Here is a 26,514-nt window from a genome sequence, read left to right as displayed (position 1 = left end):
AGACCTTCCTAGCGCGGCTTCTGCAAACCATTCGCCAATGAGCCGTTGGGTTTCCATTTACGTTAATCGGCCTATTGTCAGGGCATGTTCCGCGCCGCCCTTGTTTTCCTGCTGATTCCCTTCATGTGCCTGGCCGACGAGCCACCGGCGCCCGACCTGCTGCCGCTTCACGAGGTCGTGAAAATCGTCGGAGAACGCTTCGAAGGCCGGCTTCTGGCCGCGCGAATCGATGAGCCGGAGCCATTCGAATTCGCGCTCGGCACCGATGTGGTGCAGGAACTGGTGCTGCTGTCGAAACAGGGCAATATCCTGAAAATCCGACTCGATGGCGTGACCGGGCGGGTTCTCGACATTCGCGGGCGCGGGCTTGGCGATGCCCGGCTGCGCGAGGACAAGAACGACCGGAAAGGACGGGACTGATGCGCTGCCTGATCGTGGAAGACGACCCGACGCTGTCGTCGCAACTGGCGCGGGCGATGCGCGATGCCGGCTTCGTCACCGATTGCGCGACGGACGGGACCGAGGGCGAGTTTCTGGGCGCGACCGAAAGCTATGACGTGGCGGTGCTGGATCTCGGCCTGCCGGGGATGCCAGGGATCGAGGTGCTGGAAAGCTGGCGCGGTGCCGGGGTCTCGATGCCGGTGCTGATCCTGACCGCGCGCGGCGAATGGGCCGACAAGGTCGCGGGCTTCCGCGCCGGGGCCGACGATTATGCCGTCAAACCCTTCCGGCTGGAGGAGGTCGTGATCCGCGCCCAGACGCTGGTGCGCCGCGCCGCCGGCCATGCGCAATCGACGATCCGGGCCGGCGCGCTTGTGCTCGACACCCAGCTAGGCATCATCACGCAGGACGGCTCGCCCCTGAAACTGACCGCGTTCGAACAGCGCATCCTGGCCTATCTGATCCACCACAAGGGCCGCGTCGTCTCGCGCTCCGAACTGGCCGAACATCTTTACGACGCCAATGCCGACCGCGATTTCAAATCCATCGAGGTGGTGATCGGCCGCCTGCGCAAGAAGGTCGGCAGCGGTGTGATCGAAACCCGGCGCGGCGAGGGCTATGTCCTGAACGACCAGCGGGCGACCCCGGCGTGAGCGGTGTGATCGGCTGGCATTCGATCCGGGGGCGGCTGCTCTGGCTTTCGGCGCTATGGCTGGTGGCAGCACTTGTCGCCGCCTATCTGGTCATCGGTGCGGTGCTGGAGCGTTTCGTGACCGACCGTTTCGATGCCGAACTGGCCGCCGTCACCGATGCACTGATGGTCGGCACAGGCGCCGATGCGTCGGGACTTGCGCAGGTGCTGGACAGTCCCGGCGATCCGCGTTTCAGCCGCCCGCTATCCGGCTGGTACTGGCAGATCGCCGCCGATGGCGAGGTCTTTGCGATGTCCGAATCCCTTTTCGGCACACCGCTTGCCACCCCCGGCACGGGCGACCTGACCGGCGCCGGCCTTGCCGGGCCGGATGGCGCGCGGCTTCGGCTGATGCAACGCGCCTATACCGTGCCGGGCAGCGAGGAGGCGCTTCTGGTCGCCGTCACCGCGCCGCAGGCGGAAATCGACGCCGCACTTGCGGCGGTGCGCAGGCCGCTGGCGCTGACGCTGGCGGTGCTGGGTATCGGGCTGGCGCTGGCGGTGCTGGTGCAGGTGACGGCGGGGCTGTCTTCTCTGCGTCGGATGGGCCGGGCGCTGCGCGATGTGCGCGAAGGCAGATCCGTCGCCCTGCCCCGCCCCGATGTCGCCGAATTGCAGCCGGTGGCCGAGGAGGTGAACGCCCTGCTGGCCCAGAATCGCGCGCAGCTGACCCGCAGCCGCGACCAGATCGGCAATCTCGCCCATGCGCTGAAGACCCCGCTGATGGCCTTGCAGGGGGAATTGGCCCCCGACGATCCCGGTCAGGCGGTGATCGCGCGCATGGATCGCCAGATCGCCTGGCACCTGAAACGCGCCCGCAGCGCCGGCGGGCGGCGGGTGCTGGGGCAGTTGACGCCCTTGGACCCGGTGATCGACGATATCCTGCTGGTCCTGAGCCGCCCCTTGCAGGATCAGGGCATTGCCGTCAGCCGCGACATTGCCCCCGGCCTGACCCTGCCGGTCGAGCAGGAGGATGCGCAGGAAATCTTTGGCAACCTGCTGGAAAACGCCGCGAAATGGGCCAAGGCGCACATCGCCATAAGGGCCGAGGAACAGGAGGGGCGGATCAGCCTGACCATCGCCGATGACGGGCCGGGCATGAAGGATGCCGATTTCGCCCTCGCCCTGTCGCGCGGCACCCGGCTAGACGAACGCGGCCCCGGCGCCGGGTTGGGCCTCTCCATCGTTGCCGATTTGGCGGCGCTGAACGGCGGCAGCTTGCGGCTTGGCCGTGACGAGGCGCTTGGCGGGCTGGCCGCGCGCGTCACGCTGCCGGCGGCTTAGGCTTTCGGCCCGAACCCCTCGACCCAGTCGATCAGCCGGGGCAGGCTTTGGCGGCGCAGGTCATAGCCGTCGAGGATCGTCGCCCGTGCCGCCTTGCGCAACCGCGCAGCCTCGGGATCGGCACCGGCAAGGCCCCGGATCAGCGCCGCCGAAAGCGCATCGCGGTCGAAGAAGGGCACCAGCCGGCCATTCTCGCCATCGCGGATCAGTTCACGCACCGGCTCGGTATCCGAACCGACGATATAGGCCCCCGCCGACATCGCCTCGGTCAGCGACCAGCTGAGCACGAAGGGATAGCTCAGATAGCAATGCACCCGGCCAACCTGGATCACCCGGCGATAATCCTCGTAAGGCACCCGGCCAAGGAAATGGATGCGGTCGAGGTCCAGCTTCTCACCCACCTCGGCCAGCAGCTTGGCCTTCCAGCTTTCGGCGTCGCCCGGCTGGCCGCCATAGCTGACGCCCTCATTTCCGACCATCACCACCTGCGCCTCGGGCCGCGCCGCCATCACCTCGGGCAGCGCCCGCATCAGCATGTGAAAGCCGCGATAGGGTTCCAGCGAGCGCGAGACATAGGTCAGCACCTCGTCGCCGGCGCGCAGGACCTTGCCATTCGGCAGGGTGAAACTGGCCTCGGGATCGGGCGTCATCACATCGCTGTCGATGCCGTCATGGATGACGGTGATCTTCGATTGCAGCTCTGCCGGGAAACTGCCCGCCTGATATTGCGTCGGTGCCAGCGCCGCATCGCATTGCAGGATCCCCATCGCCAGATGGGCATTGCGCGCCGTGCTCTTGAACCGCGCAAGGTCGAGATCCTGCGTCATCTCGGGGTCGAAGCCGATATCGTGACCGCGCGAGCGATAGAGAAGCTCGGCATAGACCAGCAGCCGGGCCTCGGGCCAGACCTCTTTCAGAAACAGCGTCTCGCCCCAGCCGGAATGGCCGAATATCACATCGGGCGTATACTTATAGCGATCCCGCAGCGCCCGCGCCCCGCGCGCCGCCATATAGCCACGCTCGACATGTTCGGCATAGGCACCGGCCATGGGCTGACTGCATTTCACCTCAACCGGGGTCTTGTATTTCAGCACCCGCACCTTGCTGGGCCGGTTGTTCTTCTGATCGGTCAGCGCCAGCACCTCATGCCCGCGCGCCATAAGCGCCGGGCCGAGATGCAGGAACTGGCCGGGATAATTCTGATGAACGAGAAGAATTTTCATGAATGCCTGTCTCTGAAAGCCGCTTCCATAAGCTCGCGGGTATAGTCGGTTTCGGGCGCATCGAAGATCTGCTCGACCGAGCCCTGTTCGACCACTTCGCCCGCGCGCATCACCATGATCTTGTGGGCCATGGCGCGCACCACCCGCAGGTCGTGGCTGATGAACAGGAAGGCCAGCCCGTGATCGCGTTGCAGCTTGCGCAGCAATTCGACGATCTGCACCTGCACGGTCATGTCGAGCGCGCTTGTCGGCTCGTCCAGAACCACCACCTTGGGGCGCAGGATCATGGCGCGGGCAATGGCGATGCGCTGACGCTGCCCACCGGAAAACTCGTGCGGATAGCGGTGCATGGATTCGGGCGGTAGGCCGACCTCTCCCATGATTTCGGCCACCATCTCGCGCCGGTTGCGGCCCGGCTCGACGCCGTGCACACCAAGCCCCTCGGCGATGATCTGCTCGACCGTCATCCGGGGGCTGAGGCTGCCGAACGGGTCCTGAAAGACGATCTGCATGTCGCGCCGCAGACGCCGAAGCTGCCGCGCCCGCCAGTCCGAGATATCCTGCCCCAGATAGAGGATCGGCCCCTCGCTTTCGATCAGCCGCATGATCGCCAGCGCCAGCGTGGTCTTGCCCGAGCCGGATTCGCCCACGATCCCCAGCGTCTCGCCCTCGCGGACCGAGACCGAGGCCCCGTTCACCGCCTTCACATGACCGACCACCCGGCGCATCAGCCCGCGCTTGATCGGGAACCAGACCTTCAGATCGCGGGTCTCGACCAGCACCTTCGCCCCATCCGAAACCGGTTCGGCCCGGCCCGCAGGCTCGGCGGCCAGAAGTTTCTTGGTATAGGGATGGCGCGGATCGGCGAAGATCGCCTCGACCGGGCCCTGTTCGACGATCTCGCCATCCTTCATCACGCAGACCCGGTCGGCGATGCGCCTGACCAGCCCGAGATCGTGGCTGATGAACAGCATCGACAGGCCTTCCTCGCGCTTCAACTCGGCCAGAAGATCGAGGATCTGCGCCTGAATGGTCACATCGAGCGCCGTCGTCGGCTCGTCCGCGATCAGCAGTTCGGGGCGGTTCGCCAGCGCCATGGCGATCATCACCCGCTGGCGCTGCCCGCCCGACAGTTGGTGCGGATAATCCGCCAGCCGGCTTTCCGGGTCGCGAATGCCGACCCGGTTCAGAAGTTCCAGCACCCGCGCCCGTGCCGGCGCGCCTTTCAGGCCCTGATGCAGGGCGATGCTTTCGGAAAGCTGCTTTTCCAGCGTGTGCAGCGGGTTCAGCGAGGTCATCGGCTCCTGAAAGATGAAGCTGATATCGTTGCCGCGAATGGCGCGCAGCTTGGCCGGATCGGCACCGACCAGTTCCGCCCCCTCGTACTTGACCGAACCTTCAAGATGCGCCGCATCGCCCAGCAGCTGCACCGTCGAAAGCGCCGTCACCGACTTGCCGGACCCGGATTCGCCCACCAGTGCCACCGTCTCGCCGCGCCCGATATGGAAGCTGACGCCGCGCACGGCGGGGACGATCTGGCCATCCTGGCTGAAACCGACCCGAAGGTCGCGGATCTCCAGCACCGTCTCGGCAGGCGGGGGCGCGGGATGGGTCACATGCGCCTCTGCTGCGGCGGGCAGAACGGTCTCGGCACTCATTTGAAGGTCTTCCGGGGGTCGAAGGCATCGCGGACGCCTTCGAAGATGAAGACCAGAAGCGACAGCATGATGGCGAAGGTGAAGAAGGCGGTGAAGGCCAGCCAGGGCGCGTTCAGATGCTGCTTGGCGACGAGGGCCAGCTCTCCCAGACTGGGGGCGGAACTGGGCAGGCCGTAGCCAAGATAATCCAGCGCCGCCAGCGTCGAGACGGTGCCGGTGACGATAAAGGGCAGCATGGTCAGCGTCGCCACCATGGCATTGGGCAGGATATGGCGGAACATTATCTTGCGGTCGGACACGCCAAGCGCGCGCGCCGCCCGGACATATTCGAAATTCCGCGCCCGAAGGAATTCGGCCCGGACCACGCCGACCAAGGCCGGCCAGCCGAAGATGATCATGATCAGCACCAGCAGCCAGAAACTTCGCCCGAAGACCGCGAACATGATAATGATGACGTAAAGCACCGGCGTGTTCTGCCAGATCTCCAGCACCCGTTGCAGCAGGATATCGGTGCGACCGCCGAAATAGCCCTGGATCGCGCCCATGGCGATGCCGATCACGGAGGCCACCGCCGTCACCACCAGCGTGAACACGACCGAGGCGCGGAAGCCATAGATGGTGCGCGCCAGCACGTCACGGGTGGTGTTGTCGGTGCCCAGCCAGTGCCGGCTGTCGGGCGCGCTCGGCGCCTCGCCGACCTTGTCGGTATCGAGGTAATGGAAGGGAATGATCGGCCAGATCATCCAGCCCTGTTCCTCCTCGGGGACGCCGGCACTGCCGTCCTTGACCGCCGCGATATAGGCCTCGGGGTCTTCGTCCCAGCATTCCTCGCGCCCGCCCGAGACGATCAGGCATTGCGTATCGGGCAGCCGGTACAGCGCCTCGGTGCGGAAATCGCCGCCGAAGGTGGTCTCGGGGTAGAATTTGAACACCGGGAAATACAGCTCGCCCCGGTATTTCGCCACGATCGGCTTGTTATTGGCGATCAGTTCCGCCCCCAATGAGACGACGAAGAGGATCGAGAACAGGATGAGCGACCAATAGGCGCGCTTGTTGGCGCGGAAATTGCGCCAGCGGCGGCGGTTCAATTCCGAGATCGCCATCAGCCCGCCCTCTTCTCGAAGTCGATGCGCGGGTCGACCAGCACATACATCAGGTCCGAGACGATCCCGATCAGCAGGCCGAGAAGGCCGAAGATATAAAGCGTGCCGAAGACCAGCGGATAATCGCGCTGCACCACCGCATCGAAGCCAAGCCGGCCCAGCCCGTCGAGCGAGAAGATGGTCTCGATCAGGATCGACGACCCGAACAGGATCGCCAGCAGCATTCCCGGCAGCCCGGCGATGATGATCAGCATGGCGTTGCGGAAGACATGGCCGTAAAGCACCCGCGCCTCGGTCAGGCCCTTGGCGCGGGCGGTCATGACATATTGCTTGTTGATCTCGTCCAGAAAGCTGTTCTTGGTCAGCAGCGTCAGCGTGGCGAAACCCGAAATCGCCATGGCCAGCACCGGCAGGGCGATATGCCACAGGTAGTCCTTGACCTTGCCGAAGGCCGACAACTGCTCGAAATTCGAACTGGTCAGCCCGCGCAGCGGGAAGATCTGCCAGTAACTTCCGCCCGCGAACAGCGTCATCAGCATGACCGCGAACAGGAAGGACGGGATCGCATAGGCCACCACGATCACGCCCGAGGTCCAGGTGTCGAAGGGCGTGCCCGCCCGCACCGCCTTGCGAATGCCCAGCGGGATCGAGATCAGATAGGCCAGCAGCGTCGTCCACAGCCCCAGCGTGATCGAGACCGGCAGCGTGCGCGCGATCTCGGTCGTCACCGAGTTCGACCGGAACCAGCTTTCGCCGAAATCGAAGCGCATGTATTTGCCCAGCATGATGCCGAAGCGGCGCACGGCCCCGATGGGTTCCTTGTGGCATTCCTCGGCGCTCAGGCTGGGGGTGCCGTCAAAGCCCGGATCGCAGACGATCTCGGCGAAACCCATCTGCAATTCCAGCTCGGCCAGAAGCTCCGGCGGAATGCCCTGGGCGCCGGCATACTGGATGCCGCCCTCGCCCGAACCGCCGCCCGAGACCTCGGCCATGGTATTGCCCTCGCCCTGCACGCGGGCGATCACCTGCTGGATCGGGCCGCCCGGCACGAACTGGATCAGGGCGAAATTCACCAGCATGATCCCGATCAGCGTCGGTATGACCAAAGCCAAGCGCCGTAGAATATAGGCTGCCATGCCCTGCCCTTCTTGTCGTCAGGTCTGTTGCCTGCGCATTGCCGACCGGTTAGCGCAAGACCCCGGCCTGTTTCAGCTTTTCCGCCTTTTCCGCGTTATACCACGCGATATCAAGATACCAAGGCGCATTGAGCGTTTCGGTCAGATAGGGCGGCAGGGTCTCGGGCCATTCATACTGGTCGTAATAGGCCAGGAACTGGTCCGGGTTGTACCAGTTCGGTACCCACGGATACATCGCCCTCAGCACACGGTCGAGCGCCTGCGTCGCCACCCGCATCTCGTCGTAGCTTTGGGCGGCGACGGCGGTGCGGATCAGGATGTCGATGGCCGGGCTGGTCACGCCCGAGGGGTTGAAGACATCGTCCTTGCCCTGCGACCCGAAGACCTGAAACAACCCCTCGCCGGCGATTTCCGCGGTCTGGGCGTGGCCGATGATGATGTCGTAATCGAATTCGTAGCGCCGGGTCTCATGTTCGGTATCGTCGACACGGGCCATGACCGCATCGACCCCGACCGCGCGAAGATTTTCGATGAAGGGGTTGATAACGCGGTCGAAAGTCGGGCTGTCATTCATGAACTCGACGCGCAGAACCTCTCCGGCGGCGTTGCGCCGCATCCCGTCATCGCCGGGCAGCCAGCCGGCCTCGTCCAGAAGTGCGCCGGCCTTGCGCAGATTGCCGCGATCGAGCTGCCGGTCGCTGCCCTCGGGCGGCACCACCGCCTCGGCACTCAGGATGCCTTCGGGCAATTGGTCGGCCAGCGGCTCCAGCAAAGCCAGTTCGGCCTCGGAGGGGGTGCCCGTCGCTTTCAGATCGGTATTGTCCCAGAAGGATTCGGTGCGCGTATACAGGCCATAGAACAGCGACGCGTTCGACCATTTGAAGTTGAACAGCAGCCCCAAGGCCTGCCGCACGCGCGCATCCTGGAACTTCTCGCGCCGCATATTGATGAAGAAGCCCTGCGCCGGCGCCTTGTTCTGGTTATGGATCGTGGTCTTGATGACATGTCCACTGTTCAGGTTCGGGAAATTGTAACCCGTCGCCCATTGAACCGAGGAATTTTCGTGCCGGATGGTATATTCCCCGGCCTTGAACGCCTCGAACGCGGCCTCGCTATCGGCGAAATACTCGGCCCGGATGGTGTCGAAATTGTTGCGCCCGATATTGATCGGCAGATCGTTGCCCCAGTAATCCGGGTTGCGCTTGTAAACCGAGGTCCGCCCGATATCGGCGCGCTCGAACATATAGGGGCCGGAACCGATATAGGGCGTGCCGCCCGGCGCGCTCAGGTCGCGGCCGTTCTTCTCGAAATCCTTCTTGGAAAAGACCGTCATCCCCCCCGCCGACTGAACCACGTCGCGGCGCGGATAATCGGGCATGAAATCGAAGCGGATGGTGTGCTCGTCGATGACCTCGGCGCCCTTGGTCGATTGCGCCAGCACCGCGCGATAGGAGGACAGGCCCTTGTCGCGCATGGTCTCATAGGAAAACAGCACATCCTCGGCGGTGACCGGGCTGCCATCGGAAAACTTCGCCTCGGGGCGCAGATGGAAGATCGCCCAGTCGCGGCTTTCGGGATATTCGACGGTCTCGCAAAGCAGGCAATAGGCGGTGCCGATCTCGTCCATGGTCCCGACCATCAGCGATTCGAGCATGATCGTCGACAGGATGTCGGCCCGCCCCTTGACCGTGAACGGGTTATAGCTGTCGAAACCGCCCGGCATGGCGACCGAAATCTCGCCGCCCTTCGGCGCCTCCGGGTTCACATAGCGCAGATGCGGGAAATCCGCCGGCAGTTCGGGCGCGCCGAAAACGCCGATGCCATGGGCGATGGTGACATCGCCTTCGCCCGGCGCGGGGGCGGCATCCTGCGCGGCCAGCGGGCCGGCAAGGATGGAAAGCGGCAGGAACAGGGCGGCAAGGCGGACAGTCCGGGTCATCTCGATCCTTCGCAAAACAATCGCAGCAAGGCTAAGGCAGGGCGCGCGCCGGGATCAATCCGCGATTTCGCCCGACCCCGGAATCGTGATCGCCAAATGAAAACGCCCGGCCGCAAGGGGCCGGGCGCATTTGGTTCGAAAAGCCCGATCTTACGGATTCGCCTGCAGATAGGCGATCAGGTTGGCGCGATCCTCGGGCTTGGGCAGGCCGGCGAAGCTCATCTTCGTGCTCGGCACGACGCCTTTCGGATTTTCCAGGAACTCCTGCAGCGCATCCGGCGTCCATTCCGGCGCTTCGCCGGCATGGGCCTTCATCGGGTCGCTGTAATTGAAGCCGGCGGCACTGGCGACGGCGCGATCGACCACGCCGTTCAGATGCGGGCCGGTACCGTCGGTGCCGTCAAGCTTGTGGCAGGCCTTGCACTTGCCGAAGACCTTCTCGCCCTTGGCCGGATCGGCGGCTTCCATCAGCGATGCGAAGTCGACCTGAACCTCTTCCTCACCCGCATCGTCGCCACCGGCGGATTCGACCGGAATCGTATAGGCCTGCGCGACCGGCTCATCGCCATGGGCGCCTTCGGCGGGGCCGACATGGAAAAGCGCGCTGCCAGCCCAGAGCAGCAGCATCAACGACAACAGCGATCCGATCAGCGCGCCCGCCGCCTTGGTGATGGTCATGGTGTTGAACATTTGCCGTCCCCGCTAGGTAGTGTTCAAATTTCTCGCGGTATCTATCCGCTTTCTTTCCCCCGGTTCAAGGTATAGTTCACGCTCGAACCCCCGACTTGTCAATCGGATGCGACCCAGATGCCCCACCCCACCAACCTCATCGCCTTTCAGGGCGAACCCGGCGCCTATAGCCATCAGGCCTGCCGCGACGCCCGCCCCGACATGCAGGCCCTGCCCTGCCGCACCTTCGAGGACGTGATCGAGGCGGTCCGCTCGGGTCAGGCCGATCTGGCCATGCTGCCGGTCGAGAATTCCACCTATGGCAGGGTCGCCGATATCCACCACCTGTTGCCCGAATCCGGGCTGCATATCATCGACGAGGCCTTCGTGCGGGTCCATATCTCGCTTCTGGCCCTGCCCGGCGTGCCCCTGTCCGAGGTGACCGACGCCATGAGCCATACCGTGCTTCTGGGCCAGTGCCGCCGTTTCCTGCGCGAAAATTCCATCCGCGGCATCACCGGCGCCGACACCGCCGGCTCGGCCAAGATCGTCGCCGAACAGGGGCAGCGTCACATTGCCGCACTTGCCGCCCCCCTTGCCGGCGAGATCTACGGCCTGAACCGCCTCGCCGACGAGATCGAGGACCGCCAGAACAACACCACCCGCTTCCTGATCATGGCCCGCGAGCCCGATTACAGCCGGCGGGCCAACCGCGCCGGCGAAGCGGGAATGCTGACCAGCTTCGTCTTCCGCGTCCGCAACATCCCGGCGGCGCTTTACAAGGCGATGGGCGGTTTCGCGACCAATGGCGTCAACATGACCAAGCTGGAAAGCTATATGGTCGACGGCGTCTTCACCGCGACCCAGTTCTATGCCGATATCGAGGGCCATCCCGAGGACGACAATGTCCGCCTGGCCCTGGACGAGCTGAGCTATTTCACCTCGATGACCAATATCCTCGGCGTCTATCCCGCCGATCCGCTGCGCGCCGAGCAATTGCGCCAGCAACCGGCCTGACCTGCGGGGCCGCGACATGCGCGGCCCGGTCTTGGCAAGCCCTGTCTCAGCCCGCCATGGCGTCGTCGACGAACTGGGCGACCCGCGCCGACAGCTTGCGGTCGATCTGGGTCTTGCCCAGCTTCGCCGTCTGCAGGATCAGCCGCGCCCGCATGTTGCGCGGTTTCACCTCAAGCTCGAAGATCAGCCGCGAGCGGTCGCGCGCCAGCGCCACCGCCGTCATGTCGATGCGCAGCTCGAACGGTTTCGATTCGCCGGTCATTGCGTATTTCTCGGGCCGGTCGAACTGGACCAGCACAAGGTGCAATTCGCGCCGCTGACCGCGCCAGTCGAAACCCAGATTCCAGCCCCGCGTCCCGTCGGGCATGTCGTCGCCCCGCGTCACCGAGACCCCGCGCCGTATAAGCATATGCTCGATCCTGTCGAAATTCGCGACCGCATCGAACAGCTCTGCGGCAGGGATATTCTTGTCGACACGGGTAGAGAATTTCATGGCAAACCGAGATAATTTGAGACGTTACGGTCCTAGTGAACGACCAACGAGCCTGCAAGTTTCTATTTTGACAAAATAATTTCCGCAACTATAAATTGTATTTTATAAAAAGAATCGTCCATGACTTGCATCACACCGTGATGACCCTGCAATTCAGCAATCGAGACGTAATGCCTGACGGAAGTTCCTCGACAGCCGACGCGTCCTTCAGCGGCGCGACAACATCCATTTCGATCTCGCTGCGCATCCTCGCCACCACCGATCTCCATATGCATCTCGGCTCCGAGGCGCGGCGCGGCGGGCTGGCGCGGCTGGCGCCCCTGATCGCGGCGCAGCGCCGCGCCCATGCCAATCTGCTGCTTTTCGACAATGGCGACCTGCTCGACGGCACGCCGCTGGCGGACGAACTGGCCCGCGCCGGCCTTGGCCCGCATGACGTGCACCCGGCCATCGCGGCGCTGAACCGGCTCGGCTATGATGCGGCGACGCTCGGCAATCACGACTTTACCCATGGTGTCGATTTCCTGCGCCGCGCCCTTGCCGATGCGCGCTATCCGCTGGTGGTGGCCAATGCCGGCCTGCTGCAGGGCGCCCCGCTCTGGGCGGAAACCGCGCTGCTGCGCCGCCGGATGATCGCCACGAACGGCCAGCCACAGGACATCGCCATCGGCGTCTTCGGCGTGCTGCCCCCGCAGACCGTCGAATGGGAGGCCGGGCTTGCCCAGGAGTTGACCACGGAAGATATCGTCACCGCCAGCCGGCGCGCGGTCTCGGGCCTGCGCGCGCGCGGCGCGGATGTGATCGTGGCACTCAGCCATGGCGGGCCGGGCGACGGCCAGCAGCACCGGGCCGAAAACGCCGCCGATGCCATAGCCGGGATCGCCGGCGTCAACGCCGTCATCGCCGGTCACACGCATGAGGTCATGGCGCGGCCCGGCACCGCGCAGGCCGCCCCGCTGGTGACGGCGGGCTATGCCGGCACCCATCTGGCCGCGATCACGCTGTCGCTGTCCGGCCATCCCGGCACCTGGCAGATCAACGCCACCGCTGCCGAGGCGATGGCCGCCCCGACCGACCGCGACACGCCCGAGTTGATCCCGCCGCCACCGCCGGCCAGCACCCGCCACCTGCACGCCCCGATCGGTCGTATCCGCGAAGCGCTGTCCAGCCATTTCGCCCTGCTCGGCACCGATTCCGGCCTGCGCCTGACCGAGGCCGCCTTGCGCCAACATATCGCCACCCAGTTGCCCGACAGCCCGCTGCCGGTTCTGGTCGCCCTTGCCCCGTTCCGCACCGGCGGTCGGGGCGGGCCGGAATATTTCGTCGACACCCCCGCCGGCACCTTCCGGCGCAGCGACCTCTCGACGCTCTATCCCTTTACCAACCATGCCGCCGTGATCGAAGTCACCGGCACCGACCTTTCCGAATGGCTTGAACGCGCCGCCTCCGCCTTTTCGCACCTGCCAAGCCCCGGCGCGCCCGCGCCGCTACTGGATGACACGATCCCCGGCTTCAACCTCGACATGATCGCAGGGCTGGATTACGAGATCGACCTCTGCCGCCCCGCCGCCTTCGACGGCAACGGGCGGCGGCGGGCCGCGACAGGCCGCGTCGGCCCGATCCTTTATCGGGGCCGCCCGGTGCAACCCGACCAACGCTTCCTTCTGGTCACCAACAGTTACCGGATGACCGGCGGCCCGCTTTATGCCGATCTGACCAGATCCCGACCCTGCCAGCTTCCGCCGCCCGCCCGGATCCGCATTCGCGACATCATCGCCCGGTTCATCGCCAGCGGCGGCACGGCGGACACTTACGGACAGCCCTTCTTCCGCCTGCGCGCCGCCCCCGGCACCGAAGCCTGGTTCGACACCGCGCCCGAGGCCGACCCCGCCGCCTGCCCGATCCCGGTGCGCGGCCGCCATATCGCGAAGGACGGTTTCCAGCGCCTTTTCCTCGCACTCTGAACAGGCTGAATTCTGCTGATTTTTCCCGGATCCGGCTTCCACCCTTGCATCCCGCAAACTCTGCGCATATTTCTGGTCTTGAGAGGCTGGCACGGGCGAACGCCTCGCCAACCCGGTCAGGTCCGGAAGGAAGCAGCCGCAACGAATTCCGTTCGGGTCGCTGTCCAGTCTCTCACCTCCTTCCCCAATCCGGAACCGGACCGATGCCTCTGGGCTTGTCTGGCCTGAAGGTTGCGCCCATCTCCTCGGTTGTCGCCCCGCATTCGCCCGGCTAATGTGGCGCGATCCAGACGAGGCGAGATGACCGAAAGCGAACAGAACTATCAGGTGCTGGCCCGGAAATACCGGCCGGAAACCTTCTCCGACCTGGTCGGGCAGGATGCGATGGTGCGCACGCTGAAGAACGCCTTCGCGGCGCAGCGGATCGCGCAGGCCTTCATCATGACCGGCATCCGCGGCACCGGGAAGACCACCACCGCCCGCATCATCGCCAAGGGGCTGAACTGCACCGGCCCCGATGGCACGGGCGGCCCGACGACCGAGCCTTGCGGCCAATGCGAGCATTGTGTGGCGATCACCGAGGGCCGCCATGTCGACGTTCTGGAAATGGACGCGGCCAGCCGCACGGGCGTGAACGATATCCGCGAAATCATTGAATCCGTTCACTATCGTGCCGCTTCCGCGCGCTACAAGATCTATATCATCGACGAAGTCCACATGCTGTCGACAAGCGCCTTCAACGCGCTGCTGAAGACGCTTGAGGAACCGCCGCCGCATGTGAAATTCATCTTCGCCACCACCGAGATCCGCAAGGTTCCGGTGACCGTTCTGTCGCGCTGCCAGCGATTCGATCTGCGCCGGATCGAGCCCGAGGTGATGATCGACCTGCTGCGCCGCATCGCCGGGTCCGAAGGCGCCGAAATCACCGATGACGCGCTGGCGCTGATCACGCGCGCCGCCGAAGGCTCGGCCCGCGATGCGACCAGCCTTCTCGATCAGGCGATCAGCCACGGCGCGGGCGAGACCACGGCGCCGCAGGTGCGCGCCATGCTGGGTCTGGCCGATCGTGGCCGGGTCATCGACCTGTTCGAGATGATCCTGCGCGGCGATGCCGCACAGGCGCTGGCGGAACTGCAAGCACAATATGCCGATGGCGCCGATCCGGTCGCGGTCCTGCGCGATCTGGCCGAGATCACGCATTGGATTTCCATTGTGAAGATCACGCCGGAAGCCTCTGACGATCCGACGATTTCCCCCGATGAGCGGGTGCGCGGCGCCGATCTGGCCGCGAAGCTGCCGATGCGGGTGATGACCCGGATGTGGCAGATGCTGCTGAAGGCGCTGGAGGAGGTCTCGGCCGCGCCGAACGCGATGATGGCCGCCGAGATGGCGGTGATCCGGCTGACCCATGCCGCCGATCTGCCCGATCCCGAGGCGCTGATCCGCAAGATCCAGTCCTCGCAGGCGGCGGGCGAGTTTTCGCGCCCGGCCCCGAATGGCGGCGGCGGCAATGGGGCGCGCGCCTCGGCCCCGTCCACGGGGCAGTTCGGCGCGCGCGGCACCGCAGGCGGTGCCGGCCCCCACGGTCCGGTCGGATCGCATGGGCAGGCGACGGCGCTTGCGGCGGTCCCCGAATCGCTCATCGCCGCCTATCCCGATTTCGACAGCGTGCTGGAGCTGATCCGGCGGATGCGCGATGTGCCCCTGATGATCCTGGTCGAAACGCACCTGCGACTGGCGAAATACAGCCCCGGCCGGATCGAGTTCCAGCCGACGCCGGACGCGCCCGCCGACCTGGCCTCGCGTCTGGCGGAACGGCTGCGCGGCTGGACCGGCGGGCAGCGTTGGGCGGTCAGCGTCGTCAACGAAGGCGGCGGCCCGACCATTGCCGAGACCCGGGCCGAAGCCGAGGCCGAAGCCATGGGCCGCGCCGGTGCCCATCCGGTCGTGCAGGCCGCACTCGCAGCCTTTCCGGGCGCGAAGCTGGTGGCGGCGAAGCGGGTCGAGAAGCCGCTGGCCGAGACCCCGGAGCCGCCGCCCGAGGGTGCGGCCCTGCATGACGACGGTGCCGGCCCGGTGGCCGAGGTCGAAGAATGGGACCCTTTCGAGGACGAGGAGTAGACGATGTTCAAGGGATTGGGCGGGCTTGGCGACATGGCCAAGATGATGGCCGCCGCGAAGGACATGCAGGCCAGGATGACCGAGATGCAGGACAATCTGGCCAGCATCACCGTGACCGGAGAGGCCGGTGCCGGGCTGGTCAAGGCCACCGCCACCGCCAAGGGGGAACTGACCGCGCTCGATATCGACCCGTCGATCTTCGTCGCCTCCGAGAAGGAGGTGGTCGAGGATCTGATCCTGGCCGCGATCAAGGATGCGCAGCGCCGCGCCCAGGATCGCGCCCAATCGGAAATGGCGAAGATCGGGCAGGATCTCGGCCTGCCGCCCGACATGAAGCTGCCCTTCTAGGCCCCGATGTCCGAAGGCGGCGGCGATATCCAGGCGCTGATCGGCGCCATGGCCCGGCTGCCGGGGCTGGGGCCGCGCTCGGCCCGGCGGATCGTGCTGTCGCTGATCGGGCGCCGGCCCGGGCAGATGGCGCAGCTTTCGGCGCTGATGGCGCGGGTCACCGAAAATGCCCGGCCCTGTTCGCGCTGCGGCAATATCTCGGACAATGACATCTGCCCGATCTGCGCCGATCCGGCCCGCGAAACCGGAGAGATCTGCGTGGTTCAGGACGTGGCCGACCTGTGGGCGCTGGAACGCGGGCGCGCCTTTCGCGGACGCTATCATGTGCTGGGCGGCACGCTCTCGGCGCTCGACGATATCGGCCCCGAGGATCTGGGCATCCCCCGGCTTCTGTCGCGCATCGCGGAAGAACGCGTGCGCGAGGTGATTCTGGCGCTGAATGCCACGGTCGAGGGCCAGACCACCGCCCATTACATCGCCGATGCGCTGCCCGAGGGGCTGGCGATCACCGGCCTCGCCCAGGGCGTGCCCATCGGCGGAGAGCTGGATTATCTGGACGACGGCACCATCACCGCCGCCTTGCGCGCCCGGCGCAGCTTCTGAGCCCCCGCTCATGCCAGTTGCCGCACGATGATCGCGGTCAGTTCGCGCGCCACCGCGCCACAGATCTCTGTTGCCTCGCGATCATGCACCAGCCAGAGCGGCGCCTCCCATTCGCTGCGCGTCGGCATCAGCTCGACCAGGTCCGGCGACCAGAGCAGGCTCGACAGCGGCAGGAACCCGGCACAGCGCCCCGACAGGATCGAGTGGCGCATGACCGTCTCGTCATTGCTGCGAAAGACGATCTGCTGGCGCGAGGTATTGGCAAACAGCCAGCGGAACCAGGGCGTCGCCGCATCGTCCAGATCGTTTCCCACCAGCGGATAGCGCGACAGATCCTCGGGCAGTTCCGGCAGGCCCATGCGCCGGACATAATCCTGCGTGGCCACCAGCGCGAAGGTCAGCCGCCCCAGCCAATGCACGACGTGACGCTCCTCCGGGGGTTTTACCCCGGCGCGCACGGCAAGGGTCGCGCCGTCCGACAGATCGACAAACCGCATCTCGCTGCGATAGACGAGCTGCAGTTCCGGCATCTTTCGGCTCACCTGCATCATCGCTGGCGTTACCAGCTCACCGATCAGCGGCACGGCATTGATGACCACCTTATCGGCCATGGTCTCCTCGTGATTCGCCCACAGACTAGCCGAACTCGATCAAGAGGGGGTTAACGCCCCCCGGCTTGACTTTCGCCCCCGACTTGACTTTCGACCCCCGCCCCAGTATCTGCTGGCGCAATTCCCGGAAGGTCTGCCCTTCCGGTCCCCGTTTATGCGCGGGGATCGCCCTCCGTCAGCGCGTTGCGCCCACGGGGGCGTTCGTGCATTTCGCACCCGCGCGCCAGCAACCGGACCTCAGGAGGCCCGCATGTTCGAGAATCTGTCAGACCGCCTTGGCGGCGTCTTCGACCGGCTCACCAAGCAGGGCGCCCTGACCGAGGATGATGTCACCGCCGCCATGCGCGAGGTGCGCACCGCGCTGCTGGAGGCCGATGTCTCGCTGCCGGTGGCGCGCAGCTTCGTGAAATCGGTGACCGGCAAGGCCACGGGGGCCGCCGTCACCAAATCGGTCACGCCGGGCCAGCAGGTCGTGAAGATCGTCCATGACGAACTCATCCGCACCCTGCAGGGCGAGGGCGAGCCCGACGCGCTGAAGATCGACAACCCGCCCGCCCCGATCCTGATGGTCGGGCTGCAGGGCTCGGGGAAAACCACCACCACGGCGAAGCTGGCCAAACGCCTGAAGGACCGCGAGGGCAAGCGGGTGCTGATGGCGTCGCTCGACACCAACCGCCCGGCGGCGATGGAACAGCTTGCCATCCTCGGCACCCAGATCGGCGTCGACACGCTGCCCATCGTCAAGGGCGAAAGCGCCGTCCAGATCGCGAAGCGCGCCAAGCAGCAGGCGACGCTTGGCGGCTATGATGTCTATATGCTCGACACCGCCGGGCGCCTGCATATCGACGAAGTGCTGATGGACGAGGTGCAGGCGGTCCGCGACATCGCCACCCCGCGCGAGACGCTTCTGGTCGTCGACGGCCTGACCGGTCAGGACGCGGTGAACGTGGCCAGCGAATTCGACGGCAAGGTCGGGATTTCCGGCGTCGTGCTGACCCGGATGGATGGCGACGGGCGCGGCGGCGCGGCACTGTCGATGCGCGCCGTCACCGGCAAGCCGATCCGCTTCGTGGGCCTGGGCGAAAAGATGGACGCGCTGGAGGTCTTCGACGCCCAACGCGTCGCCGGCCGCATCCTCGGCATGGGCGATATCGTGGCCCTCGTCGAAAAGGCCCAGGAAGTGCTGGAGGTCGAACAGGCCGAGCGCATGATGAAGCGCTTCCAGAAGGGCATGTTCAACATGAACGACCTTCGCAGCCAGCTGGAGCAGATGCAGAAGATGGGCGGCATGGGCTCGATCATGCAGATGATGCCGGGGATGCAGAAGATGGCCAAACAGGCCGAGGCCGCCGGCATGGACGACACCATGATCCGCCGCCAGATCGCGCTCATCAACTCGATGACGAAAAAGGAACGCGCCAATCCCGACCTGCTGCAGGCCAGCCGCAAGAAGCGCATCGCCGCCGGTGCGGGGCTTGAAGTGTCGGAGCTGAACCGCCTGCTGAAGATGCAGAAGCAGATGGCCGACACGATGAAGAAGCTCGGCAAGATGAAGGGCGGGATGCTGAAACAGGCCATGCGCGCCATGACCGGCAAGGGCGGCGGGTTGCCCGACATGGCCAATGCCGATCCGGCGAAAATGGCCGAGGCGACGAAGATGCTGCAGGACCCCAAGGGCCTTGGCGGGCAATTGGGCGGCGCCGGGCTGCCCTCGGGCCTGTCGGGGCTGTTCGGCAAGAAATAAGCGATGATTGCAGCGCAGCATATCCCGCAGGGCACCCCCCTGCGCATGGTGCCGGTCCTTGAGACCGAGCGTCTTCTGCTGCGCGCCCCCGAATCCCGCGACCACGCCGCCTATGCGGCCTTCTTCGCCGATGCCGGGGCCTCGCATTTCTATGGCGGCCCGCTGCTGGCCCATCAGGCCTACGGGATGCTCTGCCGCGATATCGGCCATTGGGTTCTGAACGGCTTTGGCAAATTCACCGTCGAAGCCGATGGTCAGGTGCTGGGCGGCTGCGGCATCGTCCATCCCGAAGGCTGGCCCGGCCACGAATTGACATGGTGGCTCATGCCCGCCGCACGCGGGCGCGGCATCGCACAGGAAGCCTCGCGCGCGGTGCTGGGCTGGGCTGGCGAAACCCTCGGCTGGTCCCATGTCGAAACCCATTTCCGCGACGAAAACATCGCCGCCCGCCGGCTGACCGAGTCGCTCGGCGGCGTGAAGCAACGGCGCGAGACCTTCCCCGACGGCTTCGAGCGCGACATCTACGCCATGCCGACGACGGCGGGGGTGCCGGCATGACCCCGACGCCCATGCTGATCACTGAGACCGACCGGCTGATCCTGCGCCGCCCGCAGCCCGGCGATCTGGACGCCTTCACGGCCTATTACGCGAGCGACCGCTCGGCCACGACCGCCGGTCCCCTGGACGGCCCCGCCGCGTGGAAAGCCTTCGCAACCGAACTCGGCCATTGGCAGATGCGCGGCTTCGGCATGTGCAGCGTGATCGAGAAGGCCTCGGGCCGGCTGATCGGGCGCTGCGGCCTCTGGTATCCCGGCGGCTGGCCGGAACCCGAACTCGGCTGGACATTGTATGATGGGGCCGAAGGCAAGGGCCTCGCGACCGAGGCCGCCATCGCCATGCGCGCCCATGCCGCGACGGCGTGGAACCTGCCGCATCTGATTTCCATCATCGCGCTTCGCAACACCCGCTCGGAGGCCGTCGCCACCCGGCTGGGCGCGGCACTCGAATCCGACTGGACCTCTCCCGCCGGCAGGCAGGCCCGGATCTGGCGCCACCCGAGGGAGGCCGCATGATCGACCTCGCAAACACCCCGGTTCTGGAAACCGAACGCCTGACCCTGCGCGCGCCCAAGGGAGCCGACTGGCCGGTCTGGCGCGATTTCTACATGACCGACCGCGCGCAATATTGCGGCGGCGGTGCCGACATCACCCTCGGCCATGCCTGGCGCAGCTTCGGCCATGTCATCGGCCATTGGGCGATGCGCGGCTATGGCAGCTTCGTCTTCACCCTCAAGGGCGACGACGCGCCCTTGGGCATGACCGGCCCCTGGCATCCCGCCGACTGGCCCGAGACCGAGATCGGCTGGACCGTCTGGACCCCCGAGGCCGAGGGCAAGGGTTACGCCTTCGAGGCCGCACATGCCGCCCGCGACTTCGCGCGGAACACGCTCGGCTGGACCGATATCGTCAGCTATATCGACCCGGCCAATGCGCGCTCCATCGCGCTTGCGGAACGGCTGGGCGCCACGGTCGATCCGGACGCCGTCCAGCCCAAGCCCGAGGAACCCTGTCTGGTTTTTCGCCACCCGAAAGGAGCCGTCTGATGTCCCGACAGCATATGCACGCGGTATGTACGGGTTATGCACGCCCTGCATCCCCCCTGCGGAGGGCGAAATGAACGACGCCGTGACCCGCGCCGCCGCGCTTCTGAAAGGCCATCGCGACAGCATCGACCGGCTCGATGCGATCCTCGTCTATACGCTGGCCGAAAGGTTCAAGCACACCCAAAGCGTCGGCCGCCTCAAGGCCGAACACGACCTTCCTCCGTCCGATCCGGCGCGCGAATCCGCCCAGATCGAGCGGCTGGAACGCCTCGCGCGCGAGGCCGATCTCGACCCGGAATTCGCGCGCAAATTCCTCAATTTCGTGATCGCGGAAGTGATCCGTCACCACGAAAGCTACCAATCCTAGACGCATCAGATATGCGTTCTAATACCGCCATTTTGAAGGAGAAAACCAATGGCAATGAAAATCCGTCTGGCCCGCGGCGGCTCCAAGAAGCGCCCGCATTACGCCATCGTCGCCACCGATTCGCGCATGCCGCGCGATGGCCGCTTCATCGAGAAGCTGGGCGTCTATAACCCGCTCCTGCCCAAGGACAGCGAAGAGCGCGTGAAGATGGACATGGAGCGCGTTCAGTACTGGCTCGGCCAGGGCGCCCAGCCGACCGACCGCATCGCCCGCTTCCTGGAAGCCGCCGGCGCCAAGGACAAGACCGAGCGCAAGAACCTGAAAAAGGCCGAGCCGGGCAAGAAAGCCCAGGAACGCGCCAAGTCCCGCGCCGACAAGGCCGCCGCCGCTGCCGCCCCGGTCGAAGCGCCCGCCGAAGCCCCGGCCGAAGAAGCCGCTTCGGAATGATCCCGACACGGCCCGCCCCTGCGGCGGGCCGTTGATTACCGGACGCCACATTGTTCATTCTGCGACTGTTCCGGCTGGCGATCTTCTTGCTGTTCGCCTTCGTCGCCGGCATCTTTTTCGAGCGCTCGCACCAGATCGACCTGTGCGAGGCCTCAGGCGGCACCTGGGTCCGGGCCGGCTTCTGCGGGGGAAAATAGCGCATGTCCGACAAGATCTGCATCGGTGCGATCGCCGGCGCCTTCGGTGTCCATGGCGAGGTGCGGCTGAAAAGCTTCACCGCCGAAGCCGCCGATATCGCCAGCTACGGCCCGCTCTCGACCGAGGACGGGTCGCGGCAATTCACCATCGCCCTGACCCGCCCGGTCACCGGCGGGATCGGCGCGCGCCTGACCGGCATCGCCACCCGCGAAGAGGCCGAGGCGCTTCGCGGCACCACCCTCTGGGCGCCGCGTTCGGCCCTGCCCTCGCTGCCCGATGACGAATTCTATCATGCCGACCTGATCGGGCTGGAGGTCTTCGATACCGGCGGCAGGCCGCTTGGCCGGGTCAAGGCGATCTTCGATCACGGTGCCGGCGACATCCTGGAAATCGCCGCCAACCCGCCCCTGCTTCTGCCCTTCACCCGCGAGATCGTGCCGACCGTGGACCTTGCCGCCGGCCGCATCATTGCCGACCCGCCCGGATCGGACGAATGATCCCGACGAAATCCCATGGCCGCCTGTCTGCCCAGGCCTCGACCAAGCCACGAGAGTTGATGGCGGAGCCGCAGGTCAAGGGCGCATGGACGGCGAATGTCATCACACTTTTCCCCGAGGCTTTTCCCGGCGTTCTCGGCCTGTCGCTGACGGGCCGCGCGCTTGCCGAAGGGCTGTGGAACCTGCGTACCATTCCCCTGCGCGATTTCGGCATCGGCAAGCATCGCAATGTCGACGACACGCCCGCCGGCGGCGGCGCCGGCATGGTCATCCGCCCCGATGTGATGGACGCCGCCATCCGCGAGGCCGGGACCGCCCTGCCCCTGATCTACCTGTCGCCGCGCGGTCGCCCCCTGACCCAGGGGCGCGCCCACAGGCTGGCAGAAGGCCCCGGCCTGACCCTGATCTGCGGCCGTTTCGAGGGCGTCGACCAACGCGTTCTCGACGCGCGCGGGATCGAGGAAATCTCCATCGGGGACTATGTCCTGACCGGCGGAGAGCTTGCCGCACAGGTCTTGATTGATGCGACGGTTCGGCTTATACCGCGCGTCGTTGGGAATCAGGCGTCGCTGGCCGAGGAATCCTTTTCCGAAGGCCTGCTTGAGCACCCGCAATATACTCGCCCCGCCGAGTGGGAAGGCCGCAGGATACCCGACGTGATCATGTCGGGCAATCACGCGGCCATTGCCGCTTGGAGGCGCGAAGAGGCCGAAAGGCTGACCAAGGAACGCCGCCCCGACCTGTGGCGGGCATATCGCGAAGGCGCTATGGACCCGGCAAAGGACCGACAGCTCTCGGGCGCATCACACCAAGCGGGGAACGAACCCGCGCAAGACAAGGATGAACAGCGATGAACCTGATCGCACAGCTCGAAGCCGAGCAGATTGCCGAACTCGGCAAGGATATCCCGGACTTCAAGGCCGGCGACACCGTTCGCGTCGGCTACAAGGTGACCGAAGGCACCCGCACCCGCGTGCAGAACTATGAAGGCGTCTGCATCTCGCGCAAGGGCGGCAATGGCATCGGCGCCTCGTTCACCGTGCGCAAGATCTCCTTCGGCGAGGGCGTCGAGCGCGTCTTCCCGCTTTATTCGACCAATATCGACTCGATCACCGTGGTCCGTCGCGGTCGTGTCCGTCGCGCCAAGCTCTACTACCTGCGTGACCGTCGCGGCAAATCCGCCCGTATCGCCGAAGTCACCAACTACAAGCCGAAGGCCGATAAGGCCGACGCCAAAGCCTGAGGTTCATGGTCATGAAAAAAGACATCCATCCCGATTACCACATGATCGAAGTCAAGATGACCGACGGCACCACCTATCAGGTCCGCTCGACCTGGGGCGCCGAGGGCGACGTGATGTCGCTGGACATCGACCCGACCTCGCACCCGGCCTGGACTGGTGGCTCGGCCAAGCTGATGGACGCCGGCGGTCGCGTGTCGAAGTTCAAGAACAAATACGCGGGCCTCGGCTTCTGATCGAGCTTCCCGTGCAAACGACAAGCGCCGCCCTTCGGGGCGGCGCTTCGCATTTAAGCACTTTTTTCTTTTCTGATGACGACAGGGACCTGGTCCGGTAAGCTTTTGAAATCGAGTGTCGGCCTTACCTCGCACTGCGGCATTACGCCCCATCCTGCCTGGCATGGACCCCGATCACGCGCCTGTTTTTCCAAGGTTGCCTGACTCATTTTCGGTTCTTGCCCCTGATCTGGAGCCTGCACCGCCCAAGTCGCCTGATTTTGGTCAAGGTCCGAACCTCGCCAGCATATGAAAAGGCCGCATGAACGTTGCGAATCGCATCCTGGTTTTTCTGTTGGTCGCCGCGATCTCTGTCGCCGGCGCCGCACAGGCTGCTGACGCAACAGCACATGGCGCCCACGCGATCGAGCTTTGCGACAACGGCCAGGTCACCATAATCCTCGTCAACGATAATGGCGAACCGGTCGCGCCCTGCGACTGCGCGGCCTGCCCGGATTGCGCCATACCGCTACCCGGCATTCTGCCGGTGAACGCCTTCAAGGCTGCCCGCACCGGCCTGCCCCAGCCGGCGCGCTTCACCCAGGCCAGCGGCCATCTCAGCCAACCGCAACGTCACCTGCCCCTGCCCCGCGGCCCCCCGGCCGGGAAAGAGATGTCATGAACCTGCAACGCCTTTTTTCACATCTTTTGATCCTGCTTGTCGCGGCCTGCCTGTTTGCAGCACCCGCCCGCGCACAAGGCGCCGGCCCCGCCGGCAATGTCCTGTCCAGCTATATCGGCGAGGTGCCGCCGGGCGAATTGGTGCCCGGTGCCGACGCGTTCGGCCCGATCCGCGACGATCTGGCCGTGGCCCCGGTGCTGAAGGGCGGCGAAACGCTCGGCTACGCCTTCATCACCTCGGATTTCGTCGGCACGACCGGTTATTCCGGCAAGCCCATCCATACCATGGTCGCCGTCAGCCCCGAGGCGAAGGTGCTGGGCGTGCGGCTGGTCAAGCATTCCGAACCCATCGTCCTGATCGGCATTCCCGAAGCCAAGATGAAAGCCGTGGCCGAGGGCTACGCCGGGCTGGATCTGGTGGCCGAGGCCGAGGCGGGCGGATCGGCGCATGATCTGAACATCATCTCTGGCGCCACGGTGACGGTGATGGTGATCGACGATTCCATCGTCCGCTCGGGGCTCAAGGTGGCGCGCAGCCTCGGCCTTGGCGGGCTGGCCGGAGAGGACAGCGCCCCGGCGCGCCAGCTCAACCCCGAGGCCGTGGCTGAGGGCGACTGGGCCGCGCTTCTGGGCGACGGCACCGTGCGCAGCCTGCGCCTGACCACGGGCGAGGTGAACGAGGCTTTTGCCGCACTTGGCGATCCGCGCTCGGACGCCCGCGCGCTGACCGATCCGCCCGAGACGACATTCATCGACATGCAGGCGACGCTGGTCAGCGTGCCGGGCATCGGCAAGCCGGTGCTGGGCGATGCCGGTTATGCCAATCTCGACGCCTGGCTGGACGAGGGCGATCAGGCGGTGCTGATCGCGGGCCTCGGGCTCTACAGCTTCAAGGGCTCGGGCTATGTGCGCGGCGGCATCTTCGACCGCATCCAGTTGATTCAGGACGATGTCTCGGTCCGCTTCCGCGACCGCCAGCACCGCCGCGCCTCCATCGCGCTGTCCGGCACGCCGGATTTCACCGAGGTGGACCTGTTCAAGATCCCCGCCGATAGCGGCTTCGACCCGGCCAAGCCCTTCCGCATCCAGTTGCTGGTGCATCGCGATGTGGCCGCGATCGAGAAGCTGTTTACCACCTTCGATCTGTCCTACACCCTGCCCGAGGCCTATCTGCTGGCCCCGCCGCCGCCCCCGCCGGTGGCCGAAGCCCCGGCGGCCGCGGCACCCGAACTGGATGAGAATGCCGCGCAGGCGGCGCTGTGGAAGCGCATCTGGGAAAGCAAGACGCCGCAGATCATCACCATAACGGTGCTGCTCGGCATCCTGACCGCCGCCTTCTTCTTCCAGGAATTCCTGAGCCGCTCGGAACGCGCCGTCTACTGGTTCCGCATGTCCTTCCTGACCGTCGTGCTGGTGGTGCTGGGCTGGATGTGGAACGCGCAGCTTTCCGTGGTCAATATCATGGCCCTGGCCAACAGCTTCGCCACCGGCTTCAGCTGGCAGGCCTTCCTGCTCGACCCGCTGACCTTCATCCTGTGGTTCGCGGTCGCCGCCGCGCTGATCTTCTGGGGGCGCGGCGCCTATTGCGGCTGGCTTTGTCCCTTCGGCGCGCTGCAGGAACTGCTGAACCAGATCGGCCGCAAGCTGGGCATTCCGCAATTCACCCTGCCCTGGGGCCTGCATGAACGGCTCTGGCCGGTGAAATACATGATCTTCCTCGGGCTGTTCGGGGTCTCGCTGGCCAGTCTGGAACAGGCCGAGCATCTGGCCGAGGTCGAGCCCTTCAAGACCGCCATCATCCTGAAATTCGCCCGCGCCTGGCCCTTCGTCGTCTATGTGATCGGCCTGCTGATGGCCGGGCTTTTCGTCGAGCGCTTCTATTGCCGCTATCTCTGCCCGCTGGGGGCCGGTCTGGCGATCCCGGCGCGGATCCGCATGTTCGACTGGCTCAAGCGCTATAAGGAATGCGGCAATCCCTGCCAGACCTGCGCCAACGAGTGCTTCGTGCAGGCGATCCACCCGACCGGCGAGATCAATCCCAACGAGTGCCTGAACTGCATGCATTGCCAGGTGCTGTATCACAGCCATTCGAAATGCCCGGTCGTCATCAAGCGCGACAAGCGCCGGGCCAGCATTTCCGGCAGCACCGTTCCCGACCTGAAACCCCGGGACGGGCTGGCCAATCACCCCAATCTCAAGAGCAAACCCGAAGGAGTCTGAG

29 protein-coding genes and 1 other RNA gene are annotated in these 26,514 nt (G+C 65.6%); 22 read left to right on the top strand and 8 right to left on the bottom strand.

What is annotated here, in order from left to right:
* Positions 1-84: 84 nt before the first annotated feature.
* From Q0330_RS01025 to Q0330_RS01015, 3 genes are read left to right on the top strand one after another with little or no spacing between them, the layout of a single operon-like run.
* Entirely contained in the window at positions 85-420 is a 336-nt protein-coding gene (locus Q0330_RS01025; protein WP_299473089.1) for a hypothetical protein, read from the top strand.
* Positions 420-1,094 (top strand): response regulator transcription factor, encoded by a 675-nt coding sequence (locus Q0330_RS01020; RefSeq protein ID WP_299473087.1) that lies wholly within the window; start codon positions 420-422, stop codon positions 1,092-1,094. The genes Q0330_RS01025 and Q0330_RS01020 overlap by 1 nt, the downstream gene beginning before the upstream one ends.
* Positions 1,091-2,416, top strand: a complete 1,326-nt coding sequence (locus Q0330_RS01015; protein ID WP_299473085.1) for a sensor histidine kinase — start codon at positions 1,091-1,093, stop codon at positions 2,414-2,416. Before Q0330_RS01020 ends, Q0330_RS01015 begins: the two co-directional genes overlap by 4 nt.
* Here Q0330_RS01015 and Q0330_RS01010 read toward each other — a convergent pair.
* The 6 genes from Q0330_RS01010 to Q0330_RS00985 all read right to left on the bottom strand — a co-directional run bounded on the left by Q0330_RS01010 (position 2,413) and on the right by Q0330_RS00985 (position 10,165).
* Positions 2,413-3,639: a glycosyltransferase gene (locus tag Q0330_RS01010; RefSeq protein ID WP_299473083.1), complete on the bottom strand. Its 1,227-nt coding sequence runs from the start codon at positions 3,637-3,639 to the stop codon at positions 2,413-2,415. The two genes, Q0330_RS01015 and Q0330_RS01010, sit on opposite strands and share 4 nt — an antisense overlap.
* Positions 3,636-5,297, bottom strand: coding sequence for an ABC transporter ATP-binding protein (locus Q0330_RS01005; RefSeq protein ID WP_299473081.1), 1,662 nt, complete (start codon positions 5,295-5,297; stop codon positions 3,636-3,638). Before Q0330_RS01005 ends, Q0330_RS01010 begins: the two co-directional genes overlap by 4 nt.
* Positions 5,294-6,400: an ABC transporter permease gene (locus Q0330_RS01000; protein ID WP_299473079.1), complete on the bottom strand. Its 1,107-nt coding sequence runs from the start codon at positions 6,398-6,400 to the stop codon at positions 5,294-5,296. The genes Q0330_RS01005 and Q0330_RS01000 overlap by 4 nt, the downstream gene beginning before the upstream one ends.
* Positions 6,400-7,536 (bottom strand): ABC transporter permease subunit, encoded by a 1,137-nt coding sequence (locus tag Q0330_RS00995; protein WP_299473077.1) that lies wholly within the window; start codon positions 7,534-7,536, stop codon positions 6,400-6,402. The genes Q0330_RS01000 and Q0330_RS00995 overlap by 1 nt, the downstream gene beginning before the upstream one ends.
* Positions 7,537-7,585: 49 nt before the next feature.
* The gene (locus Q0330_RS00990; protein WP_299473075.1) at positions 7,586-9,475 is read right to left on the bottom strand and encodes an extracellular solute-binding protein; all 1,890 of its coding nucleotides are present in this window, start codon (positions 9,473-9,475) and stop codon (positions 7,586-7,588) included.
* Between the two features lie 150 nt (positions 9,476-9,625).
* A complete protein-coding gene (locus Q0330_RS00985) occupies positions 9,626-10,165 on the bottom strand; it encodes a cytochrome c family protein (protein ID WP_299473073.1) in 540 nt (179 codons plus the stop codon).
* A 117-nt stretch (positions 10,166-10,282) separates the two neighbouring features.
* Here Q0330_RS00985 and Q0330_RS00980 point away from each other — a divergent pair, with 117 nt between their 5' ends.
* Positions 10,283-11,161: a prephenate dehydratase gene (locus tag Q0330_RS00980; protein ID WP_299473071.1), complete on the top strand. Its 879-nt coding sequence runs from the start codon at positions 10,283-10,285 to the stop codon at positions 11,159-11,161.
* A gap of 46 nt (positions 11,162-11,207) precedes the next feature.
* Here the strand turns inward: Q0330_RS00980 and Q0330_RS00975 are convergent, their stop codons facing one another.
* The gene (locus tag Q0330_RS00975; RefSeq protein ID WP_299473069.1) at positions 11,208-11,654 is read right to left on the bottom strand and encodes a hypothetical protein; all 447 of its coding nucleotides are present in this window, start codon (positions 11,652-11,654) and stop codon (positions 11,208-11,210) included.
* A gap of 170 nt (positions 11,655-11,824) precedes the next feature.
* Here Q0330_RS00975 and Q0330_RS00970 point away from each other — a divergent pair, with 170 nt between their 5' ends.
* The 5 genes from Q0330_RS00970 (at position 11,825) to recR (ending at position 16,690) form a co-directional block, all read left to right on the top strand.
* Positions 11,825-13,618 (top strand): 5'-nucleotidase C-terminal domain-containing protein, encoded by a 1,794-nt coding sequence (locus Q0330_RS00970; protein ID WP_299473067.1) that lies wholly within the window; start codon positions 11,825-11,827, stop codon positions 13,616-13,618.
* 79 nt (positions 13,619-13,697) lie between these two features.
* An RNA gene (gene ffs / locus Q0330_RS00965) (signal recognition particle sRNA small type) lies at positions 13,698-13,796 on the top strand.
* A gap of 122 nt (positions 13,797-13,918) precedes the next feature.
* Entirely contained in the window at positions 13,919-15,739 is a 1,821-nt protein-coding gene (locus tag Q0330_RS00960; RefSeq protein ID WP_299473065.1) for a DNA polymerase III subunit gamma/tau, read from the top strand.
* 3 nt (positions 15,740-15,742) lie between these two features.
* A complete protein-coding gene (locus Q0330_RS00955; RefSeq protein ID WP_299473063.1) occupies positions 15,743-16,087 on the top strand; it encodes a YbaB/EbfC family nucleoid-associated protein in 345 nt (114 codons plus the stop codon).
* 6 nt (positions 16,088-16,093) lie between these two features.
* Positions 16,094-16,690: a recombination mediator RecR gene (gene recR, locus Q0330_RS00950; protein WP_299473061.1), complete on the top strand. Its 597-nt coding sequence runs from the start codon at positions 16,094-16,096 to the stop codon at positions 16,688-16,690.
* A gap of 8 nt (positions 16,691-16,698) precedes the next feature.
* Here recR and Q0330_RS00945 read toward each other — a convergent pair whose 3' ends face one another.
* Positions 16,699-17,301 (bottom strand): LysR substrate-binding domain-containing protein, encoded by a 603-nt coding sequence (locus Q0330_RS00945; RefSeq protein WP_299473059.1) that lies wholly within the window; start codon positions 17,299-17,301, stop codon positions 16,699-16,701.
* 250 nt (positions 17,302-17,551) lie between these two features.
* On the opposite strand from Q0330_RS00945, the gene ffh reads away from it, so the two are divergent.
* The 13 genes from ffh to Q0330_RS00880 all read left to right on the top strand — a co-directional run bounded on the left by ffh (position 17,552) and on the right by Q0330_RS00880 (position 26,513).
* A complete protein-coding gene (gene ffh / locus Q0330_RS00940; protein WP_299473057.1) occupies positions 17,552-19,045 on the top strand; it encodes a signal recognition particle protein in 1,494 nt (497 codons plus the stop codon).
* A gap of 3 nt (positions 19,046-19,048) precedes the next feature.
* Positions 19,049-19,603, top strand: coding sequence for a GNAT family N-acetyltransferase (locus Q0330_RS00935; protein WP_299473055.1), 555 nt, complete (start codon positions 19,049-19,051; stop codon positions 19,601-19,603).
* Entirely contained in the window at positions 19,600-20,118 is a 519-nt protein-coding gene (locus Q0330_RS00930; protein WP_299473053.1) for a GNAT family N-acetyltransferase, read from the top strand. The genes Q0330_RS00935 and Q0330_RS00930 overlap by 4 nt, the downstream gene beginning before the upstream one ends.
* Entirely contained in the window at positions 20,115-20,648 is a 534-nt protein-coding gene (locus tag Q0330_RS00925) for a GNAT family N-acetyltransferase (protein WP_299473051.1), read from the top strand. The genes Q0330_RS00930 and Q0330_RS00925 overlap by 4 nt, the downstream gene beginning before the upstream one ends.
* A 70-nt stretch (positions 20,649-20,718) precedes the next feature.
* Positions 20,719-21,015, top strand: a complete 297-nt coding sequence (locus Q0330_RS00920) for a chorismate mutase (RefSeq protein WP_299473049.1) — start codon at positions 20,719-20,721, stop codon at positions 21,013-21,015.
* A 48-nt stretch (positions 21,016-21,063) separates the two neighbouring features.
* Positions 21,064-21,462, top strand: a complete 399-nt coding sequence (gene rpsP, locus Q0330_RS00915; protein ID WP_299473047.1) for a 30S ribosomal protein S16 — start codon at positions 21,064-21,066, stop codon at positions 21,460-21,462.
* Between the two features lie 50 nt (positions 21,463-21,512).
* The gene (locus Q0330_RS00910; RefSeq protein ID WP_299473386.1) at positions 21,513-21,659 is read left to right on the top strand and encodes a hypothetical protein; all 147 of its coding nucleotides are present in this window, start codon (positions 21,513-21,515) and stop codon (positions 21,657-21,659) included.
* A gap of 3 nt (positions 21,660-21,662) precedes the next feature.
* Entirely contained in the window at positions 21,663-22,157 is a 495-nt protein-coding gene (gene rimM, locus Q0330_RS00905) for a ribosome maturation factor RimM (protein WP_299473045.1), read from the top strand.
* Entirely contained in the window at positions 22,154-23,011 is an 858-nt protein-coding gene (trmD, locus tag Q0330_RS00900; RefSeq protein WP_299473043.1) for a tRNA (guanosine(37)-N1)-methyltransferase TrmD, read from the top strand. The genes rimM and trmD overlap by 4 nt, the downstream gene beginning before the upstream one ends.
* Positions 23,008-23,400, top strand: coding sequence for a 50S ribosomal protein L19 (gene rplS / locus Q0330_RS00895; RefSeq protein ID WP_299473041.1), 393 nt, complete (start codon positions 23,008-23,010; stop codon positions 23,398-23,400). Before trmD ends, rplS begins: the two co-directional genes overlap by 4 nt.
* A gap of 11 nt (positions 23,401-23,411) precedes the next feature.
* Complete coding sequence (rpmE, locus tag Q0330_RS00890) at positions 23,412-23,633, top strand: 50S ribosomal protein L31 (RefSeq protein WP_299473039.1); 222 nt, start codon at positions 23,412-23,414, stop codon at positions 23,631-23,633.
* Between the two features lie 334 nt (positions 23,634-23,967).
* Complete coding sequence (locus Q0330_RS00885; protein ID WP_299473037.1) at positions 23,968-24,294, top strand: hypothetical protein; 327 nt, start codon at positions 23,968-23,970, stop codon at positions 24,292-24,294.
* Positions 24,291-26,513: a NosR/NirI family protein gene (locus Q0330_RS00880; RefSeq protein WP_299473035.1), complete on the top strand. Its 2,223-nt coding sequence runs from the start codon at positions 24,291-24,293 to the stop codon at positions 26,511-26,513. Before Q0330_RS00885 ends, Q0330_RS00880 begins: the two co-directional genes overlap by 4 nt.
* Position 26,514 lies beyond the last annotated feature (1 nt).

Origin of the sequence: uncultured Paracoccus sp. (genome assembly GCF_937873615.1) — a bacterium.
GTDB lineage: Bacteria > Pseudomonadota > Alphaproteobacteria > Rhodobacterales > Rhodobacteraceae > Paracoccus.
Note: the sequence above shows the minus strand (reverse complement) of the source record. Positions and strands in the feature narration are given on the sequence as shown.

Excerpts from the sequence above, each read along its gene's own strand:
- Q0330_RS01025 (WP_299473089.1), top strand. The coding sequence starts at position 85 with ATGTTCCGCGCCGCCCTTGTTTTCCTGCTGATTCCCTTCATGTGCCTG.
- Q0330_RS01020 (WP_299473087.1), top strand. The coding sequence starts at position 420 with ATGCGCTGCCTGATCGTGGAAGACGACCCGACGCTGTCGTCGCAACTG.
- Q0330_RS01010 (WP_299473083.1), bottom strand. The coding sequence starts at position 3,639 with ATGAAAATTCTTCTCGTTCATCAGAATTATCCCGGCCAGTTCCTGCAT.
- Q0330_RS01005 (WP_299473081.1), bottom strand. The coding sequence starts at position 5,297 with ATGAGTGCCGAGACCGTTCTGCCCGCCGCAGCAGAGGCGCATGTGACC.
- Q0330_RS01000 (WP_299473079.1), bottom strand. The coding sequence starts at position 6,400 with ATGGCGATCTCGGAATTGAACCGCCGCCGCTGGCGCAATTTCCGCGCC.
- Q0330_RS00995 (WP_299473077.1), bottom strand. The coding sequence starts at position 7,536 with ATGGCAGCCTATATTCTACGGCGCTTGGCTTTGGTCATACCGACGCTG.
- Q0330_RS00990 (WP_299473075.1), bottom strand. The coding sequence starts at position 9,475 with ATGACCCGGACTGTCCGCCTTGCCGCCCTGTTCCTGCCGCTTTCCATC.
- Q0330_RS00985 (WP_299473073.1), bottom strand. The coding sequence starts at position 10,165 with ATGTTCAACACCATGACCATCACCAAGGCGGCGGGCGCGCTGATCGGA.
- Q0330_RS00980 (WP_299473071.1), top strand. The coding sequence starts at position 10,283 with ATGCCCCACCCCACCAACCTCATCGCCTTTCAGGGCGAACCCGGCGCC.
- Q0330_RS00975 (WP_299473069.1), bottom strand. The coding sequence starts at position 11,654 with ATGAAATTCTCTACCCGTGTCGACAAGAATATCCCTGCCGCAGAGCTG.
- Q0330_RS00970 (WP_299473067.1), top strand. The coding sequence starts at position 11,825 with ATGCCTGACGGAAGTTCCTCGACAGCCGACGCGTCCTTCAGCGGCGCG.
- Q0330_RS00960 (WP_299473065.1), top strand. The coding sequence starts at position 13,919 with ATGACCGAAAGCGAACAGAACTATCAGGTGCTGGCCCGGAAATACCGG.
- Q0330_RS00955 (WP_299473063.1), top strand. The coding sequence starts at position 15,743 with ATGTTCAAGGGATTGGGCGGGCTTGGCGACATGGCCAAGATGATGGCC.
- recR (WP_299473061.1), top strand. The coding sequence starts at position 16,094 with ATGTCCGAAGGCGGCGGCGATATCCAGGCGCTGATCGGCGCCATGGCC.
- Q0330_RS00945 (WP_299473059.1), bottom strand. The coding sequence starts at position 17,301 with ATGGCCGATAAGGTGGTCATCAATGCCGTGCCGCTGATCGGTGAGCTG.
- ffh (WP_299473057.1), top strand. The coding sequence starts at position 17,552 with ATGTTCGAGAATCTGTCAGACCGCCTTGGCGGCGTCTTCGACCGGCTC.
- Q0330_RS00935 (WP_299473055.1), top strand. The coding sequence starts at position 19,049 with ATGATTGCAGCGCAGCATATCCCGCAGGGCACCCCCCTGCGCATGGTG.
- Q0330_RS00930 (WP_299473053.1), top strand. The coding sequence starts at position 19,600 with ATGACCCCGACGCCCATGCTGATCACTGAGACCGACCGGCTGATCCTG.
- Q0330_RS00925 (WP_299473051.1), top strand. The coding sequence starts at position 20,115 with ATGATCGACCTCGCAAACACCCCGGTTCTGGAAACCGAACGCCTGACC.
- Q0330_RS00920 (WP_299473049.1), top strand. The coding sequence starts at position 20,719 with ATGAACGACGCCGTGACCCGCGCCGCCGCGCTTCTGAAAGGCCATCGC.
- rpsP (WP_299473047.1), top strand. The coding sequence starts at position 21,064 with ATGGCAATGAAAATCCGTCTGGCCCGCGGCGGCTCCAAGAAGCGCCCG.
- rimM (WP_299473045.1), top strand. The coding sequence starts at position 21,663 with ATGTCCGACAAGATCTGCATCGGTGCGATCGCCGGCGCCTTCGGTGTC.
- trmD (WP_299473043.1), top strand. The coding sequence starts at position 22,154 with ATGATCCCGACGAAATCCCATGGCCGCCTGTCTGCCCAGGCCTCGACC.
- rplS (WP_299473041.1), top strand. The coding sequence starts at position 23,008 with ATGAACCTGATCGCACAGCTCGAAGCCGAGCAGATTGCCGAACTCGGC.
- rpmE (WP_299473039.1), top strand. The coding sequence starts at position 23,412 with ATGAAAAAAGACATCCATCCCGATTACCACATGATCGAAGTCAAGATG.
- Q0330_RS00880 (WP_299473035.1), top strand. The coding sequence starts at position 24,291 with ATGAACCTGCAACGCCTTTTTTCACATCTTTTGATCCTGCTTGTCGCG.